The organism is Leclercia sp. Colony189 (assembly GCF_009740165.1).
GTDB lineage: Bacteria > Pseudomonadota > Gammaproteobacteria > Enterobacterales > Enterobacteriaceae > Enterobacter.
Genome location: NZ_CP046557.1, coordinates 2070960 through 2087101, shown reverse-complemented (window position 1 = coordinate 2087101; position 16142 = coordinate 2070960). Strand labels below are relative to the sequence as shown.

Genomic DNA, 16142 nt, shown 5'->3' with positions numbered 1-16142 from the left:
GCAAGAGGTCAACCACAGAATTGTGGCATTAAGGTTTCACTAATCTTCGCTCCCTATACTCGCCTCATCACTATTCTTGCTGGTTGACGATGATGCAGATGTTAAAAAAGTTACAGTGTAACGATACAAAATTTACGCTGGGCTGCGCGCTCCTGTTTACCCTGTTAAACGCCCTCTTTATTCACCGCAGCTGGCAGGTGATCGCCCCCGCCCGGCTGCATGATTTTGTCTTTGCCCTGACCGTGCCGCTGGTACTCTTCTGCGGCTGGGTCATCGTCTTCAGCATTCTGAATATTCCACTCATCCGCAAACCGCTGCTGGTGTTGCTCACCCTGGGATGCGCGGCGGCGACCTGGTTCATGTTTACCTACGGGGCGGTGATTGACCAGAATATGATGGTTAACGTCTTCGAGACCAACTCTCAGGAGGCCACGGCGCTTATCACTCCGCAGCTGGTGCTGTGGCTGGCGATCGCCGGGCTGGTGCCAGCCGCCGTGCTGGCGCTGATTCGTATTCGTCCGGGTAAGTGGTGGCAGACGCTGTTGATGCGCGTGGCGGCCATCCTCGCGAGCCTGGTGGTGATCCTTCTGGTGGCCGCACTCTTTTATAAGGACTACGCCTCGCTGTTTCGCAACAACAAAGGCATCGTCAAAATGGTGACGCCAGCGAACTACGTCAGCGCCATCGTTAAGTACAGCAAGGCACGCTGGTTTGCCGGCGACCAGACTCTCATCCATCTCGGGGAAGACGCGCGTAAAGGCCCGGTGCTGCTGGCGCAGCAGAAAAAAACCGTGCTGGTGCTGGTGATTGGCGAGGCGTCCCGGGCTGAAAACTACTCCCTCAACGGTTACGGGCGTGACACTAACCCTGAACTGGAAAAGCAGGAGATGATTAACTTCCCGCAGGCCTCCTCCTGCGGCACTGAAACTGCCGTCTCCGTGCCGTGCATGTTCTCAGGAATGCCGCGCAAAAAATATGATGCCGATCTGGCCCATCATCAGGAAGGGTTGCTCGATGTGCTGGCCCACGCCGGGGTAAACCTGCTGTGGCGTGATAACGATGGCGGCTGCAAAGGGGCCTGTAATCGCATCCCGCATACCGACATGACCCAGTGGAAGCTGGATCAGTTCTGTAAGGATAAATCCTGTATTGATGACGTTAACCTCTATCGTCTGAATGAGACCCTTGATGGGCTTAAACAGGATACGGTGCTGGTGATCCACCTGATGGGCAGTCACGGCCCGGCCTACTATCAGCGCTATCCGGAGCAGTACCGCAAATTTACGCCGACCTGTGACACCAACCAGATCCAGGATTGCGATCACCAGGCGCTGATGAACACTTATGACAATACCATCCTCTATACCGACAGCGTGGTGAGTAAAACCATCGACGCCCTGAAGGCGCGTCAGGCGACGATGAACACGGCGCTGGTTTATCTCTCCGATCATGGCGAATCGCTGGGGGAAAACGGTCTTTACCTGCACGGTACGCCGTACATGCTGGCACCGTCGCAGCAGACGCACATTCCGTTCATGTTCTGGCTCTCGCAGGACTATAAAAAGAATTTTGGCGTGGATGCGCAGTGCCTGCGTAATCAGGCCGCGAAAGAGGCGGTGTCGCAGGATAATCTTTTCTTCACGGTGCTGGGGATGATGAACATTCGCACCTCCGTCTATCAGCCGCAGATGGATCTGCTTACCGCCTGTCGTCGAACGTAAGGCTTGCAATAGACCGATTGGTCTATTACATTGTCGACATGAATAAGCACACTGAACACGATACACGCGAACATCTCCTTGCGACCGGCGAGCGTCTTTGCATGCACCGCGGGTTCACCGGGATGGGTCTGAGCGAGCTGCTGAAAACCGCCGATGTGCCGAAGGGGTCGTTTTATCACTACTTCCGCTCAAAAGAGGCGTTTGGCGTGGCGCTGCTGGAGCGGCATTACGCGGATTACCATCAGCGTCTGGCCAGCCATTTCGCCAGCGGTCAGGGCAATTATCGCGATCGTGTTCTGGCTTATTATCAGGAGACGCTGGCCCAGTTCTGCGCCCAGGGCATTATCAGCGGCTGTCTGACGGTAAAACTCTCTGCTGAAGTGTGCGATCTCTCGGAAGATATGCGCACGGCAATGGATAAAGGGGCCACGGGTGTTATCACCCTGCTGGCGCAGGCGCTGGCGAAGGGGCGGGAGGAGAAATCCCTGGCCTTCGTCGGGGAACCGCTCACCCAGGCGCAGGTGCTCTACTCCCTGTGGCTGGGGGCCAATCTGCAGGCCAAAATGTCCCGCAGCGCGCTGCCGCTTGAGAGCGCGCTGGATCATGTCAAAACCATCATTGCTACGCCTGGCAGTTAACAGGCGTTTTTATTTCGCAAATTACTAGACGACCGGTCTACTCAGGAGCCTTTATGTCAGCTGAAAAATTGTTTACCCCGCTTAAGGTGGGCGCAATCGAAGCACCAAACCGTGTCTTTATGGCGCCCCTCACCCGCCTGCGCAGCATTGAGCCGGGCGATATCCCAACGCCGCTGATGGGCGAATACTATCGCCAGCGCGTCAGCGCGGGACTGATCATCTCCGAAGCCACGCAAATTTCTGCTCAGGCAAAAGGTTATGCCGGCGCCCCTGGCCTGCACAGCCCGGAGCAGATCGCGGCGTGGAAGAAAATCACCGACGGCGTGCATGCTGAAGATGGCCGCATCGCGGTTCAGCTGTGGCACACTGGCCGTATCTCCCACAGCAGCATCCAGCCTGGCGGTCAGGCGCCGGTATCTGCCTCTGCGATCAATGCGGGGACCCGCACCTCACTGCGCGATGAGAATGGCAACGCCATTCGCGTTGACACCACCACGCCACGTGCGCTGGAGCTGGACGAGATCCCGGGGATCGTGAACGATTTCCGCCAGGCCGTCGCCAATGCCCGCGAAGCCGGTTTCGATCTGGTTGAACTGCACGGGGCCCACGGCTATCTGCTGCACCAGTTCCTGTCGCCTTCCTCTAACCAGCGTACTGACCAGTATGGCGGCAGCGTTGAGAATCGCGCCCGTCTGGTGCTTGAGGTGATTGATGCGGTTTCTGCAGAGTGGAGCGCCGATCGTATTGGTATTCGCGTCTCGCCAATCGGTTCTTTCCAGAACGTGGATAACGGCCCGAACGAAGAAGCCGACGCGCTGTACCTGATCGAAGAGCTGGCAAAACGCGGCATCGCTTATCTGCACATGTCCGAGCCAGACTGGGCTGGCGGCGAGCCATACACCGATGCCTTCCGTCAGAAAGTGCGCGACCGCTTCCCGGGCGTGATCATCGGCGCCGGGGCTTATACACCGGAGAAAGCCGAAGATCTGATTAACAAAGGGCTGATCGATGCCGTGGCCTTTGGCCGCGCCTATATCGCCAACCCGGACCTGGTGGCTCGCCTGCAGCGCAAAGCCGAGCTGAACCCGCAGCGTCCGGAGAGCTTCTACGGCGGCGGCGCGGAAGGTTACACCGATTATCCCTCTTTATAAGCCCCCGCATTGATAGCGGCGACACTTCGCCGCTATACTAAAACATCGTTTCTGTTCAAGATGATAAAAGCTAAGAGGATAATATGCGCCTACTTCACACCATGCTGCGCGTTGGCGATCTGCAACGTTCCATCGAGTTTTACACTAACGTGCTGGGCATGACCCTGCTGCGCACCAGCGAAAACCCGGAATACAAATACTCCCTGGCCTTTGTCGGTTATGGCCCGGAGAGCGACGAAGCGGTTATCGAACTCACCTATAACTGGGGTGTGGATAGCTACGAGCTGGGTACAGCACATGGTCATATCGCCCTGGAGGTGGATAACGCGGCAGAAGCCTGCGAGCGGATCCGCAGCAACGGCGGCAACGTGACCCGTGAAGCGGGTCCGGTTAAGGGCGGCACCACCGTGATCGCCTTCGTTGAAGATCCGGACGGTTATAAAATCGAACTGATCGAAGCCAAAGACGCCGGTCGCGGTCTGGGCAACTGATCCTGACGGGCGCGCCATGCGCCCGTTGTTTTACTGCATCTCGCCTCAAAATTTGCCATAATACGCACTGCTTTTTTCCCCTTGTAAGAGATCCAGATGTCCGATAACGCTCAACTTACCGGTCTGTGCGACCGTTTTCGTGGTTTTTATCCTGTCGTGATTGATGTCGAAACCGCTGGATTTAACGCCAAAACCGATGCGCTGTTGGAAATTGCCGCCATCACGTTGAAGATGGATGAACAGGGCAATTTGCTGCCGGATTCCACGCTGCATTTTCACGTTGAACCTTTTGAAGGGGCGAACCTGCAGCCTGAGGCGCTGGCATTTAATGGCATTGATCCGCATAACCCGCTGCGTGGGGCAGTGAGTGAATATGACGCGCTGCATGCCATCTTTAAAATGGTGCGCAAGGGCATGAAAGAGCAGAACTGTAATCGCGCGATCATGGTGGCGCACAATGCTACCTTCGATCACAGCTTTATGATGGCTGCCGCCGAGCGCGCGTCGCTGAAACGTAATCCGTTCCACCCGTTTGTGACCTTCGATACCGCGGCCTTAAGCGGGCTGGCGCTGGGGCAAACCGTGCTGTCGAAAGCCTGTATTACCGCCGGTATCGATTTTGACGGCACACAGGCGCACTCCGCCCTGTACGATACCGAACGCACGGCGGAACTGTTTTGCGAAATCGTTAACCGCTGGAAGCGTCTCGGCGGCTGGCCGCTGCCAGATGTTGGCAACAACGCATAAAAAAAGCGACCGGAAGGTCGCTTTTTTATTTACCGTGCGCGAGATTACTCGGCGCCTGGCTCTTCAGATTTGTACTTCGCAGCCGTCTCTTTGATCAGCTGCTGCAGTTCGCCGCGCTGATACATCTCAATCAGGATGTCGCAACCGCCAACCAGTTCACCGTCAACCCACAGCTGCGGGAAGGTCGGCCAGTTAGCATATTTTGGCAGCTCAGCGCGGATATCCGGGTTCTGCAGAATATCAACGTAAGCAAAACGTTCGCCACAGGCAGAGAGCGCCTGCACCGCCTGAGCGGAGAAACCACAGCTAGGCAGTTTCGGAGAACCTTTCATGTATAGCAGGATCGGGTTTTCAGCAATCTGCTGCTGAATTTTTTCAATAGTAGTGCTCATGTCTTGCTTCCTTTTACTTCTGTTACGGCAATAGTCTGACATTGTAGCGTTTCAGGCCGACTACGGAAAATAACATTTTCGTCACGTACAGGATTTTACCGCGCGTGACGTAAAGTTGCATTATAAAACTACCTTATCCCGTTCCCCCCTGCGTCTTTGCTCAGCGAATGTACAAATCAACCGGTTGAAATTCTGTTTTTTTGCACTTGCTAACGAAACGCAGTTTTAGATGCAAAAAGTTTATTAACGCAGGGGCTTTTTATAGATTAGAATCGACAAGTTTTGTAAATCAGACGCAGGATAATTTATATCCAGCTATTACCAGGGGAATGCCCAGTGGCGCGAATAAATAAATTCTCGATCACGCTCTGTGCTTTGCTGTTTTCATCTCTCACCTTCACGCCGGTGGCAAACGCCTCAGAGCAGGCGCGGCCTTCTGCCGCCCACAAAACGCATCTGGCAAAAGCCACCGAACCGAAGAAAAAAAGCAGCAGCGGCAAAACCACGAAGAAAGAGAGCACCAGCAAAAAAAGCACCGCCAGTAAAAAGAGCAGCAGCAAAAAAAGCAGCCTCGCTAAAACACAGCCAGCCACCTCCAGTAAGAAAAGCAAAAATTCCTCCCGCAGCGCGCCCCGTACAACTCAAACCGCTTCGCGCGTTGTGACAGAAAAATGTACTTCCCGTAAAGGCCATAAAGCGCAGTGCGTGAAAACCAGCAAGACCACGACCCTTGCCGAAGCGCATAAAGTCCGGGTGCAAAAAGCGCAGAAAACGGCGCTAAATAAGCTAATGGGCCAGATTGGTAAACCGTATCGCTGGGGCGGCAGCTCACCGCGTACCGGTTTCGACTGCAGCGGCCTGGTCTATTACGCCTATAAAGATCTGGTTAAGTTCCGCATTCCGCGTACCGCCAACGAAATGTACCATCTGCGTGACGCCTCCCCGGTGGATCGCGGTGAGCTCGAAAGCGGCGATCTGGTGTTCTTCCGCACCCAGGGTCGCGGCACCGCCGATCACGTTGGTGTCTACGTTGGCAACGGCAAATTTATTCAGTCGCCGCGTACCGGCCAGGATATTCAGATCACCTCCCTGAGCGAAGAGTACTGGCAGCGCCATTACGTTGGCGCTCGCCGCGTGATGAAGCCCAGCACGCTGCGTTAACCCCCTGCCCCGCGGGTAAGCCTGCGGGGTAAGTTCCTCTTTTGTAGGGTCTTTCAATTTGCTACTCTATCCTTACATTCAATATGGTTATTGGATGGTTCACTATAATAAGGAGAGAAGCAATGTCGTTTGAATTACCTGCATTACCGTATGCAAAAGACGCTCTGGCCCCGCATATTTCTGCGGAAACCCTGGAGTACCACTACGGCAAACATCACCAGACCTATGTCACCAACCTGAATAACCTGATCGCCGGCACCCCATTTGAAGGGAAAACCCTGGAAGAGATCGTGCGTAGTTCTGAGGGCGGTATCTTCAATAACGCCGCGCAGGTGTGGAACCACACCTTCTACTGGCACTGCCTGGCGCCTCAGGCCGGTGGTGAACCGACGGGTGATCTGGCTGACGCCATCATCGCCACCTTTGGTAGCTTTGCGGAATTTAAAGCGAAGTTTACCGACGCCGCGGTGAAAAACTTTGGCGCGGGCTGGACCTGGCTGGTGAAAGAGGCGGACGGGAAACTGGCCATCGTTTCCACGTCCAATGCGGGCACGCCGTTGACCAGCAACGCTACCCCACTGTTAACGGTGGATGTATGGGAACACGCTTACTACATCGATTACCGTAATGCGCGCCCGAACTACCTCGAGCACTTCTGGGCGCTGGTAAACTGGGAATTTGTTGCGAAGAACTTCGCGGCATAACGAAAAACGCAGAAGGCCGGGCCTTCTGCGTTTTGGTGTTATTCGGCGGCACAAACCGGTTCAGGTTGTTTTCTGTCGGCCATTAGCACCAGCAGAAGCCCCAGCGCGGCAATGATGGCCCCCATCACCGGAACAAAGCTGTACCCCAGCCCGCCGGAGATCACCGCACCACCCGCCGCCGCACCCAGCGCATTCCCCAGGTTAAACGCTCCGATATTGACGGAAGAGGATAACCCTGGCGCATCGCTTGCCACCCGCATCACACGCATTTGCAGCGGCGGTACCACCGCAAAGGTCGCCATCCCCCATACCACCATCGCGAACGCCGCCCCCACTTCATTACGTGCCAGCCACGGGATCGCCACCATAATCGCGATCAGCAGCAGTAGAAAGCCTTTCAGGGTGCCGCTTACGGAGCGGTCCGCCAGCTTGCCGCCCAGGAAGTTGCCGAGGGAGAAACCGACGCCAATCAGCACCAGCATCGCGGTAACAAAAGCAGGCGTCGCCTGGTTAATGTCATGCAGAACGGGCGCAATGTAGGTGTAGAGGGTGAACATTGCCCCAGCACCGAGAACCGTGGTCAGTAAGGCGGAAAGCACCTGCGGGCGCATCAGCACCGCCAGTTCTTTACGCACATCCGGCTTTTCGCCCGCGCCACCCGCAGGGAGGGAGAAGAAGAGCGCGACCATCGAGACCACGCCCAAAAGCGCCGTCGCCAGGAAGGACATCCGCCAGCCGATGGCTTCGCCCATCCACGTTGCGGCGGGTACGCCGCCAATATTGGCGATGGTGAGACCCATAAACATGGTTGCTACGGCGCTGGCCTGTTTATGCTTCGGCACTACGCTTGCGGCGACCACCGACCCGAGGCCAAAGAAGGCGCCGTGATTGAGGCTGGTCAAAATACGCGACAGCATCAGGGTGGTGTAATCCGGGGAGAGCGCCGACAGCACGTTACCGACGGTAAAGATCGCCATCAGGAAGATCAGCGCATTACGACGGCCGCGATGGGAAAGCAGCAAGGTCATCAGCGGTGCCCCTACCATTACGCCGATAGCGTAGGCGCTGATTAACATGCCCGCAGCGGGAATAGAGACATCCACACCCCGGGCGATAACCGGTAGCAGTCCCATTGGAGAAAACTCGGTGGTGCCGATGCCAAATGCGCCAATGGCCAGGGCCAGCAGCGGAAAATTGATTTTCATACTTCAACTCCGGATACCGTGTCGTCAGGCGACACAGAACAATGAAGGCGAAAGCATGACATCAATCACAAAAAATGAGAAGTTAACAATTTGGCAAAAGATTTTTGCCGGACGCGTAACAATAGCAGAAGGGAGACGAGGGAGCGTTAGCTCCCTCGCAAATATCAGTGCAGCGCAGCCGTCAGACCGCTGGCAACGATCAGACCCAGAACAATAACGGTGGTAATCAGCGAAAACTTAAGATCGGTACTCATCAATTTTTCTCCTTTTAATCACCCTACGAAGAGTGAGCTTGCTCATTTTTGCACAGTTCAGGGTAAAAATCTTGCTGGATTTAGATTGATATCGATTTTTACTCTTCCCCTTTTGGTCAAGATCAGCCAAAATTCCACGCTAAATTTATTAGCGTACCGGCCATTGACCCCCTCCTGACGTCCTGTGTCGTTTTCCCGGCGTACCGCAATTCAAATTGCGCAATTAGGGCGAGTGAAGGCAAACGTTTACCTATTGGTTTTTCAGGAGCTTAAGATATGGTCTGGAGTGACATCTGATGGCAACAATTAAAGACGTAGCGAAACGCGCAAACGTTTCCACTACAACCGTATCACATGTTATTAACAAAACCCGCTTTGTGGCGGAAGAGACGCGTAACAACGTCTGGGCAGCGATCAAAGAGCTGCACTATTCTCCGAGCGCCGTCGCCCGTAGTCTGAAGGTGAACCACACCAAATCGATCGGCCTGCTGGCGACCAGCAGCGAAGCCCCCTACTTCGCAGAAATTATTGAAGCGGTAGAGAAAAACTGCTTCCAGAAAGGTTACACCCTGATCCTCGGCAACGCCTGGAACAGCCTGGAGAAGCAGCGGGCCTATCTGTCGATGATGGCGCAAAAGCGCGTCGACGGCCTGCTGGTAATGTGCTCGGAATACCCGGAGCCGCTGCTGAAGATGCTGGAAGAGTATCGCAATATCCCGATGGTGGTGATGGACTGGGGCGAAGCGAAAGCGGACTTCACCGACTCGGTCATTGATAACGCCTTTGAAGGTGGCTACATGGCAGGACGTTATCTGATCGAACGCGGGCATCGCGATATCGGCGTCATCCCGGGCGCGCTGGAGCGCAACACCGGCGCCGGTCGTCTGGCCGGTTTTATGAAAGCGATGGAAGAAGCCTTAATCACGGTGCCGGAAAACTGGATCGTCCAGGGCGACTTTGAACCGGAGTCCGGCTATCGCGCCATGCAGCAGATCCTCTCCCAGACGCCGCGTCCGACCGCTATTTTCTGCGGCGGCGATGTTATGGCGATGGGTGCCCTGTGTGCCGCTGACGAGATGGGCCTGCGCGTTCCGCAGGACGTTTCGCTGATCGGGTATGATAACGTGCGCAACGCCCGTTTCTTCACCCCGGCGCTGACCACCATCCACCAGCCAAAAGATTCGCTGGGCGAGACCGCCTTTAACATGCTGCTCGACCGTATCGTCAATAAACGTGAAGAGTCGCAGTCCATTGAAGTGCATCCGCGTTTGATCGAACGCCGCTCCGTCGCCGATGGCCCGTTCCGCGACTACCGCCGTTGATCCGCTCAGGGAGCCAGTACCTCTGGCTCCCGCAACCACTCCCTGTTCATCGTTTCACTGTCCCCCAGATAATCCAGCAGCCACGCCAGCGCCGGTGACATGTCGTTTTGTTGCCAGGTGAGGCAGCAGGCCGCATCCGGGAAGGGGTTTTCCAGCGTCAGCTCCACCCATTTGCCACTGTCTATCCAGGGCCGGGCAAAATGGACCGGCACCATCCCCACGCACAGCCCGGCCGACAGGCAGGTCGCAGAGGATTCCCAGTCCGGGGTGACGATCCGCCGCTGGTTATCCAGCAGCCAGGTGATCCGTTTCGGCAGCGAGCGGGAGGTATCTTCCCGCACCAGCGACGGCCAGTTGCGCAGGGTATCATCGCTGAGCGGGCCGGGAAGCGCGGCCAGCGGATGGTGGCTCGCCACCACGCAGACCCAGCTCAGCATCCCCATATCGCGAAACGCGTAGCGCCCCCCCACCGGTATCGCCTGGGTCGCGCCGATCGCCATCTCCACCCTGCCATCCGCCAGCGCATCCCAGACACCGTTAAAGACCTCCTGGGAGACGCGCAGCTCAACGTCAGCGAAGTGGCGATAAAAGTCGACGATCATCTGGCGGGTGCGCTCGGGACGAACGATGTTATCCACCGCAATGGAGATATGCCCGCGCCAGCCGTTGGCAATCTGCTGACACTGTTCGCGGGTGATCTGCATTTTTTTGATAACAGAACGCCCCTCCTTCAGAAACCACAGCCCGGCAGGCGTCAGCTCCACATCACGGTGTCGCCGTTCAAATAGCGGCACCGCCAGCCACTCCTCAAGCTGACGCACCGTATAGCTGATGGCTGACGGGACACGATGTAGCTCCTGTGCCGCGCCGCTGAAACTGCCGTTACGCGCCACGGCATCCACCACTTCAAGGGAATATTCTGACCACATTTTCTGCCTGCAAAAAATTTGAATGCAACCGCCAAATATTAGCGTTTCACAAGCGGGATTGCACTGCCTACACTCAGCGGCTACCTAAACCTGCATCCATAAGGACAATAAAACCATGCAACCCGGGAAAGGATTTTTAGTCTGGCTCGGCGGCCTGAGCGTGCTGGGCTTCCTCGCCACCGATATGTACCTGCCTGCGTTCGCCATCATGCAGGCGGATCTGCAAACCCCGGCTGCCGCCATCAGCGCCAGCCTGAGCCTCTTCCTGGCCGGTTTTGCCTTCGCGCAGCTGCTCTGGGGACCGATGTCTGACCGCTTCGGACGCAAGCCGGTACTGCTGGCCGGCTTAGCCATCTTTGCATTCGGCTGCCTCGGTATGCTGTGGGTACGCGACGCCACCTGGCTGCTGGTGCTACGCTTTATCCAGGCGGTGGGGGTCTGCGCCGCGGCGGTGACCTGGCAGGCGCTGGTGACCGATTACTACCCGGCATCGCGAACCAACCGCATTTTCGCCACCATCATGCCGCTGGTTGGCTTGTCGCCAGCGCTGGCACCGCTGCTCGGCAGCTGGATCCTCGCCCATTTCAGCTGGCAGGCCATTTTTGCGGTGCTGTTTGCCATTACCCTGGTGCTGATGATCCCGGCCTTTTTCCTGAAGCCAGTGACGGTAAAAGAGGCGCAGCCAACCTCCCGCGTGACCTTCTTTACCCTGCTTCGCTCCCGGATCTACCGCGGCAACGTGCTGATCTACGCCGCCTGTTCCGCCAGCTTCTTCGCCTGGCTGACCGGCTCGCCGTTTATCCTCAGCGATATGGGCTACAGCCCGGCGGCGATCGGACTGAGCTATGTGCCGCAGACTATCGCCTTCCTGATTGGGGGTTACGGCTGCCGCGCCGCCCTGCAAAAATGGCCGGGTCACCAGATGCTGCCGTGGCTGCTGGGCCTGTTTGCCGTCAGCGTGATCGGTACCTGGGCGGTCGGGTTTATTCCGGGCGTCAGCCTGGCGGCGCTGTTGGCCCCCTTCTGCCTGATGGCAGTGGCGAACGGCGCCATCTACCCTATCGTGGTAGCGCAGGCGCTGCGTCCCTTCCCGCAGGCAACCGGCAGCGCGGCGGCACTGCAGAACACCCTGCAGCTGGGACTCTGTTTCCTCGCGAGCCTGCTGGTCTCCTGGCTGATTGCCACCCCGTTGCTGACCACCACCAGCGTGATGGTGGCGACCGTCGTGCTGGCCGCGCTTGGCTATCGGATGCAGTATCTCCCTGTGGGCCAGCAGGATGAGAGCCCGCAGGCAGAATCTTCCCACGCCTGACAGGATAAATAATTAGCCTGCTAACAATATCCTGTTGAATCACCAGGATATCAGTCCTATACTGGCTAAGGCTTTCTGATAAATACTAAAATTATTAAGTGTTAACGGGAGCCGGATTGCTCCCGTTTTACCATGGATGGCCTTTCGGCAAGGGTCCTCTCCCTTCCTCTGTTCTACGTCGGATATTAGCCTCACGGGTTGCACCGTGAAATTTCTCACTCTCCATAAAGAGCGTCTACGCTGTTTATGGGTTCTGATCACATCAGGTGATGGAGAAGCTATGAGTTCATCGTGTATAGAAGAAGTCAGCATCCGGAATGATGACTGGTTCCGGATAGTCAATGAATTGCTGAGCCGCGCGGGTATCACCATCAACGGCCCGGCATCCTCCGATCTACAAGTTAAACACCCCGATTTTTTTAAACGCGTCCTGAAGCAGGGCTCACTGGGTCTCGGCGAGAGCTATATGGACGGCTGGTGGGAGTGCGAACGGCTGGACATCTTTTTCCATAAGGTTCTGCGAGCGGGTCTGGAAACACAGCTGCCCAACCACCTGAAGGATACCCTGCGCATCGCTACTGCCCGCCTGTTCAACCTGCAAAGTAAAAAGCGCGCCTGGATTGTCGGCAAAGAGCACTACGATCTTGGCAATGACCTGTTCAGCCGTATGCTCGACCCGGCTATGCAGTACTCCTGCGGTTACTGGAAAGAGGCCACCACCCTTGAGCAGGCCCAGCAGGATAAACTGCGCCTCATCTGCGAAAAACTGCAACTGCAGCCCGGTATGCGGGTACTGGATATCGGTTGCGGCTGGGGCGGGCTGGCGGAGTTTATGGCGCAGCACTATGGCGTCAGCGTGGTCGGTGTGACCATATCAGCGGAGCAGCAACGCATGGCGCAGGCGCGCTGCGCCGGGCTGGATGTCACCATCCTGTTACAGGACTACCGCGATCTGCACGATCAGTTCGATCGCATTGTCTCGGTAGGGATGTTCGAGCATGTGGGGCCAAAAAACTACAACACCTATTTCAACGTGGTGGATCGTAACCTGAAGCCGGATGGCCTGTTCCTGCTGCATACCATTGGCTCACGAAAAACCGACCATAACGTTGATCCCTGGATAGACAAGTACATCTTTCCGAATGGCTGTTTGCCCTCAGTTCGCCAGATTGCGAATGCCAGCGAAGCCCATTTTGTAATGGAGGACTGGCATAATTTTGGCGCTGATTACGATACTACCCTGATGGCCTGGCATGCGCGCTTCCTTGCCAGCTGGCCGGAGATCGCCGACAACTATTCTGAACGATTTAAACGGATGTTCAGCTACTATCTGAACGCCTGCGCCGGTGCGTTTCGCGCCCGTGATATTCAGCTGTGGCAGGTGGTATTCAGCCGCGGCGTGGAGCACGGCCTGCGGGTGCCCCGCTAAAAAAGACCCCGGCTTGCCGGGGTCTTTTTTATCATGCGTCGTTGAGCGTCTGCTGGATAGCGGCGGCCTCTTTCGCCGCCAGTACGCGCTCCACGGTATCGACCACCGCCTGGGTTTGCGGGTCGATTTCGATATTCACTCTGTGCCCCAGCTTTTTGCTGCCGAGAGTCGTGCGCTGCAGCGTCTCCGGGATCAGGTGGACACTGAATCGGGTAGGCGTCACTTCACCAACGGTCAGACTAATGCCATCCACGCCAATAAAGCCTTTATAGAGGATGTACTTCATCAATGAAGGATCCTGCACCTTGAACCAGATTTGACGGTTATTTTCTGAGGTGAGGATTTTGGCAATTTCCGCGGTAGTCATAATATGGCCTGACATTAAATGCCCGCCAATTTCGTCGCTGAATTTCGCGGCGCGCTCCACGTTAACAATATCGCCCTCAACCAGGTCGCCCAAATTGGTAATGCGCAGCGTCTCTTTCATTAAATCGAAGCTGATGAGATTACCGTTAATTTCGGTCACCGTCAGGCAACAACCGTTGTGTGCAACCGATGCCCCGGTCTCCAGCCCATCGAGCATCTCGTCCGGCAGGGCGACGACGTGGGTACGGAAATTGGGTTTTTCATCAATGGCCACCAGTTTCGCGGTGCCCTGCACAATACCAGTAAACATGCTTACGACTCCTGTTTGTTCCTTCGGTGTTAACACCGTTTAATCCCACCACAATAACAGTTGAAAATAGAGGTTGCCAGTACCCACCTTTTCTGGCGATTTTTTCACTAGATAATTAGCTTATCCCCGCTACAATAGCTGGACTTCCCCGCATCTTCTTCTTGCTGTTTTTCGCAGCGGCTTTTTTTGCATTCAAATAACAACAATACCAAAGGTGTTCACGTGCAGAAGTACATGATTGAAGCGCGTCAGTTATTAGCTCTGGCAATCCCGGTGATACTCGCGCAAATCGCCCAGACCTCAATGGGGTTCGTCGATACAGTTATGGCGGGTGGCTACAGCGCCACCGATATGGCCGCGGTAGCCATCGGGACCTCTATCTGGCTACCGGCTATTCTCTTCGGCCACGGCCTCCTGCTGGCCTTGACGCCAGTGATTGCTCAGCTTAACGGCTCCGGGCGGCGGGATCGTATCGCCCATCAGATCCGTCAGGGCTTCTGGCTGGCCGGTCTGGTCTCGGTGTTGATCATGCTGGTGCTGTGGAACGCGGGCTATATTATTCACGCCATGCGCAATATTGACCCGGCCCTGGCGGATAAAGCCGTCGGCTATTTACGCGCCCTTCTCTGGGGGACGCCGGGTTATTTATTCTTCCAGGTGATGCGTAATCAGTGTGAAGGTCTGGCGAAGACCAAACCGGGCATGGTGCTGGGCTTTATCGGCCTGCTGGTCAATATCCCGGTGAACTACATCTTTATTTACGGTCATTTCGGCATGCCTGAACTGGGCGGCATCGGCTGCGGCGTTGCCACGGCTGTAGTCTACTGGGTGATGTTCTTCGGCATGCTCTCCTATGTGAAGCGTGCCCGCTCCATGCGTGATATCCGTAGCAAAGCGGGTTTCAGCCAGCCGGACATGGAGGTGGTCAAACGGCTGGTGCAGCTGGGCCTGCCTATCGCGCTGGCGCTCTTCTTCGAAGTGACGCTGTTCGCGGTGGTCGCCCTGCTCGTCTCCCCGCTGGGGATTGTGGATGTGGCCGGGCACCAGATCGCCCTTAACTTCAGCTCGCTGATGTTCGTCCTGCCGCTGTCGCTTGCTGCCGCGGTAACCATTCGCGTCGGTTATCGCCTCGGACAGGGCTCCACGCTGGATGCGCAAATCGCAGCCCGGACCGGCATTGGCGTAGGCATGTGCATGGCCGTCTGCACGGCGCTGTTCACCGTCACGCTGCGCGAGCAGATCGCCCTGCTCTATAACGACAACCCGGAAGTGGTGCTGCTGGCCTCCCATCTGATGCTGCTCGCGGCCGTGTACCAGCTCTCCGATTCAATCCAGGTGATCGGCAGCGGCGTGCTTCGAGGTTATAAAGATACGCGTTCGATCTTCTTTATCACCTTTATCGCCTACTGGGTGCTGGGTCTGCCGAGCGGCTATATTCTGGCGCTCACCGATCTGGTGGTGGATCGTATGGGCCCGGCCGGTTTCTGGATGGGCTTTATCATCGGTCTGACCTCCGCCGCCGTTATGATGATGCTGCGCATGCGTTTTTTACAGCGCCAGCCATCCAGCGTGATTTTGCAACGCGCTGCGCGTTAATCACCCGCCAGCCGCCTGCGGGCGGCTACTTTCTCTTCATTTTGCGCGGGAATAGAGCAATCGTGTGAAATCTGAAAGAAAATTGCGGTTTGCCTCTTGCCTCATGCGACCACTGCCGCTAATATCCGTCCCCGTTGTCACACACAACAATGCGTTCATAGCTCAGTTGGTTAGAGCACCACCTTGACATGGTGGGGGTCGTTGGTTCGAGTCCAATTGAACGCACCATTCTGCGTCCGTAGCTCAGTTGGTTAGAGCACCACCTTGACATGGTGGGGGTCGGTGGTTCGAGTCCACTCGGACGCACCATTTCAGTTCTGAAATGGTGCAATCCCTCTTCTTCTCTGATTTATCACTTTCGCTTCGTTTCTGAGTTGCTCATCACCCGTTTTCTACCACACTTAACCTGCATAG

The 16142-nt window shown here is 56.2% G+C and carries 16 protein-coding genes and 2 tRNA genes; 13 read left to right on the top strand and 5 right to left on the bottom strand.

Going from position 1 to position 16142, the window contains the following annotated elements; all coding sequences use genetic code 11:
• The first annotated feature begins 92 nt into the window (after positions 1 to 92).
• The 5 genes from eptA to rnt all read left to right on the top strand — a co-directional run bounded on the left by eptA (position 93) and on the right by rnt (position 4748).
• Positions 93 to 1721, top strand: a complete 1629-nt coding sequence (eptA, locus tag GNG29_RS09935) for a phosphoethanolamine transferase EptA (protein WP_156655465.1) — start codon at positions 93 to 95, stop codon at positions 1719 to 1721.
• A 38-nt stretch (positions 1722 to 1759) separates the two neighbouring features.
• Positions 1760 to 2359 (top strand): TetR/AcrR family transcriptional regulator, encoded by a 600-nt coding sequence (locus GNG29_RS09930; RefSeq protein ID WP_103179364.1) that lies wholly within the window; start codon positions 1760 to 1762, stop codon positions 2357 to 2359.
• A 53-nt stretch (positions 2360 to 2412) separates the two neighbouring features.
• Complete coding sequence (locus GNG29_RS09925) at positions 2413 to 3510, top strand: alkene reductase (RefSeq protein WP_114315181.1); 1098 nt, start codon at positions 2413 to 2415, stop codon at positions 3508 to 3510.
• A gap of 83 nt (positions 3511 to 3593) precedes the next feature.
• The gene (gene gloA, locus GNG29_RS09920; protein ID WP_156654385.1) at positions 3594 to 4001 is read left to right on the top strand and encodes a lactoylglutathione lyase; all 408 of its coding nucleotides are present in this window, start codon (positions 3594 to 3596) and stop codon (positions 3999 to 4001) included.
• A gap of 96 nt (positions 4002 to 4097) precedes the next feature.
• A complete protein-coding gene (rnt, locus tag GNG29_RS09915) occupies positions 4098 to 4748 on the top strand; it encodes a ribonuclease T (RefSeq protein ID WP_114315182.1) in 651 nt (216 codons plus the stop codon).
• A 44-nt stretch (positions 4749 to 4792) separates the two neighbouring features.
• On the opposite strand, the gene grxD is transcribed toward rnt, so the two are convergent.
• Positions 4793 to 5140 (bottom strand): monothiol glutaredoxin 4, encoded by a 348-nt coding sequence (grxD, locus tag GNG29_RS09910; RefSeq protein ID WP_032617810.1) that lies wholly within the window; start codon positions 5138 to 5140, stop codon positions 4793 to 4795.
• A gap of 336 nt (positions 5141 to 5476) precedes the next feature.
• Here grxD and GNG29_RS09905 point away from each other — a divergent pair, with 336 nt between their 5' ends.
• Entirely contained in the window at positions 5477 to 6301 is an 825-nt protein-coding gene (locus tag GNG29_RS09905) for a C40 family peptidase (protein WP_156654384.1), read from the top strand.
• Between the two features lie 122 nt (positions 6302 to 6423).
• Positions 6424 to 7005, top strand: a complete 582-nt coding sequence (gene sodB, locus GNG29_RS09900) for a superoxide dismutase [Fe] (RefSeq protein ID WP_103179359.1) — start codon at positions 6424 to 6426, stop codon at positions 7003 to 7005.
• A 38-nt stretch (positions 7006 to 7043) separates the two neighbouring features.
• Here the strand turns inward: sodB and GNG29_RS09895 are convergent, their stop codons facing one another.
• Positions 7044 to 8210, bottom strand: coding sequence for an MFS transporter (locus tag GNG29_RS09895; protein WP_103179358.1), 1167 nt, complete (start codon positions 8208 to 8210; stop codon positions 7044 to 7046).
• Positions 8211 to 8374: 164 nt separating this feature from the next.
• Positions 8375 to 8464 (bottom strand): YnhF family membrane protein, encoded by a 90-nt coding sequence (locus GNG29_RS09890; RefSeq protein WP_103179357.1) that lies wholly within the window; start codon positions 8462 to 8464, stop codon positions 8375 to 8377.
• A 296-nt stretch (positions 8465 to 8760) separates the two neighbouring features.
• On the opposite strand from GNG29_RS09890, the gene purR reads away from it, so the two are divergent.
• A complete protein-coding gene (gene purR / locus GNG29_RS09885; RefSeq protein WP_103179356.1) occupies positions 8761 to 9786 on the top strand; it encodes an HTH-type transcriptional repressor PurR in 1026 nt (341 codons plus the stop codon).
• A 5-nt stretch (positions 9787 to 9791) separates the two neighbouring features.
• Here purR and punR read toward each other — a convergent pair whose 3' ends face one another.
• Positions 9792 to 10715, bottom strand: a complete 924-nt coding sequence (gene punR / locus GNG29_RS09880) for a DNA-binding transcriptional activator PunR (RefSeq protein WP_103179355.1) — start codon at positions 10713 to 10715, stop codon at positions 9792 to 9794.
• Between the two features lie 115 nt (positions 10716 to 10830).
• Between punR and punC the strand changes: the two genes are divergently transcribed.
• A complete protein-coding gene (punC, locus tag GNG29_RS09875) occupies positions 10831 to 12027 on the top strand; it encodes a purine nucleoside transporter PunC (protein WP_156654383.1) in 1197 nt (398 codons plus the stop codon).
• A gap of 280 nt (positions 12028 to 12307) precedes the next feature.
• Entirely contained in the window at positions 12308 to 13456 is a 1149-nt protein-coding gene (gene cfa / locus GNG29_RS09870) for a cyclopropane fatty acyl phospholipid synthase (protein WP_156654382.1), read from the top strand.
• A gap of 31 nt (positions 13457 to 13487) precedes the next feature.
• Here the strand turns inward: cfa and GNG29_RS09865 are convergent, their stop codons facing one another.
• Entirely contained in the window at positions 13488 to 14132 is a 645-nt protein-coding gene (locus tag GNG29_RS09865; protein ID WP_103179352.1) for a riboflavin synthase subunit alpha, read from the bottom strand.
• Positions 14133 to 14354: 222 nt separating this feature from the next.
• On the opposite strand from GNG29_RS09865, the gene mdtK reads away from it, so the two are divergent.
• The 3 genes from mdtK to GNG29_RS09850 all read left to right on the top strand — a co-directional run bounded on the left by mdtK (position 14355) and on the right by GNG29_RS09850 (position 16037).
• The gene (gene mdtK / locus GNG29_RS09860) at positions 14355 to 15728 is read left to right on the top strand and encodes an MdtK family multidrug efflux MATE transporter (RefSeq protein ID WP_103830391.1); all 1374 of its coding nucleotides are present in this window, start codon (positions 14355 to 14357) and stop codon (positions 15726 to 15728) included.
• Positions 15729 to 15879: 151 nt separating this feature from the next.
• Positions 15880 to 15956, top strand: a tRNA-Val gene (locus tag GNG29_RS09855).
• Between the two features lie 4 nt (positions 15957 to 15960).
• Positions 15961 to 16037: transfer RNA gene (locus tag GNG29_RS09850), tRNA-Val, on the top strand.
• Positions 16038 to 16142: the final 105 nt, after the last annotated feature.

Coding starts and splice junctions, on each gene's coding strand:
- eptA (WP_156655465.1), top strand. CDS start 93: ATGCAGATGTTAAAAAAGTTACAGTGTAACGATACAAAATTTACGCTG.
- GNG29_RS09930 (WP_103179364.1), top strand. CDS start 1,760: ATGAATAAGCACACTGAACACGATACACGCGAACATCTCCTTGCGACC.
- GNG29_RS09925 (WP_114315181.1), top strand. CDS start 2,413: ATGTCAGCTGAAAAATTGTTTACCCCGCTTAAGGTGGGCGCAATCGAA.
- gloA (WP_156654385.1), top strand. CDS start 3,594: ATGCGCCTACTTCACACCATGCTGCGCGTTGGCGATCTGCAACGTTCC.
- rnt (WP_114315182.1), top strand. CDS start 4,098: ATGTCCGATAACGCTCAACTTACCGGTCTGTGCGACCGTTTTCGTGGT.
- grxD (WP_032617810.1), bottom strand. CDS start 5,140: ATGAGCACTACTATTGAAAAAATTCAGCAGCAGATTGCTGAAAACCCG.
- sodB (WP_103179359.1), top strand. CDS start 6,424: ATGTCGTTTGAATTACCTGCATTACCGTATGCAAAAGACGCTCTGGCC.
- GNG29_RS09895 (WP_103179358.1), bottom strand. CDS start 8,210: ATGAAAATCAATTTTCCGCTGCTGGCCCTGGCCATTGGCGCATTTGGC.
- GNG29_RS09890 (WP_103179357.1), bottom strand. CDS start 8,464: ATGAGTACCGATCTTAAGTTTTCGCTGATTACCACCGTTATTGTTCTG.
- purR (WP_103179356.1), top strand. CDS start 8,761: ATGGCAACAATTAAAGACGTAGCGAAACGCGCAAACGTTTCCACTACA.
- punR (WP_103179355.1), bottom strand. CDS start 10,715: ATGTGGTCAGAATATTCCCTTGAAGTGGTGGATGCCGTGGCGCGTAAC.
- punC (WP_156654383.1), top strand. CDS start 10,831: ATGCAACCCGGGAAAGGATTTTTAGTCTGGCTCGGCGGCCTGAGCGTG.
- cfa (WP_156654382.1), top strand. CDS start 12,308: ATGAGTTCATCGTGTATAGAAGAAGTCAGCATCCGGAATGATGACTGG.
- GNG29_RS09865 (WP_103179352.1), bottom strand. CDS start 14,132: ATGTTTACTGGTATTGTGCAGGGCACCGCGAAACTGGTGGCCATTGAT.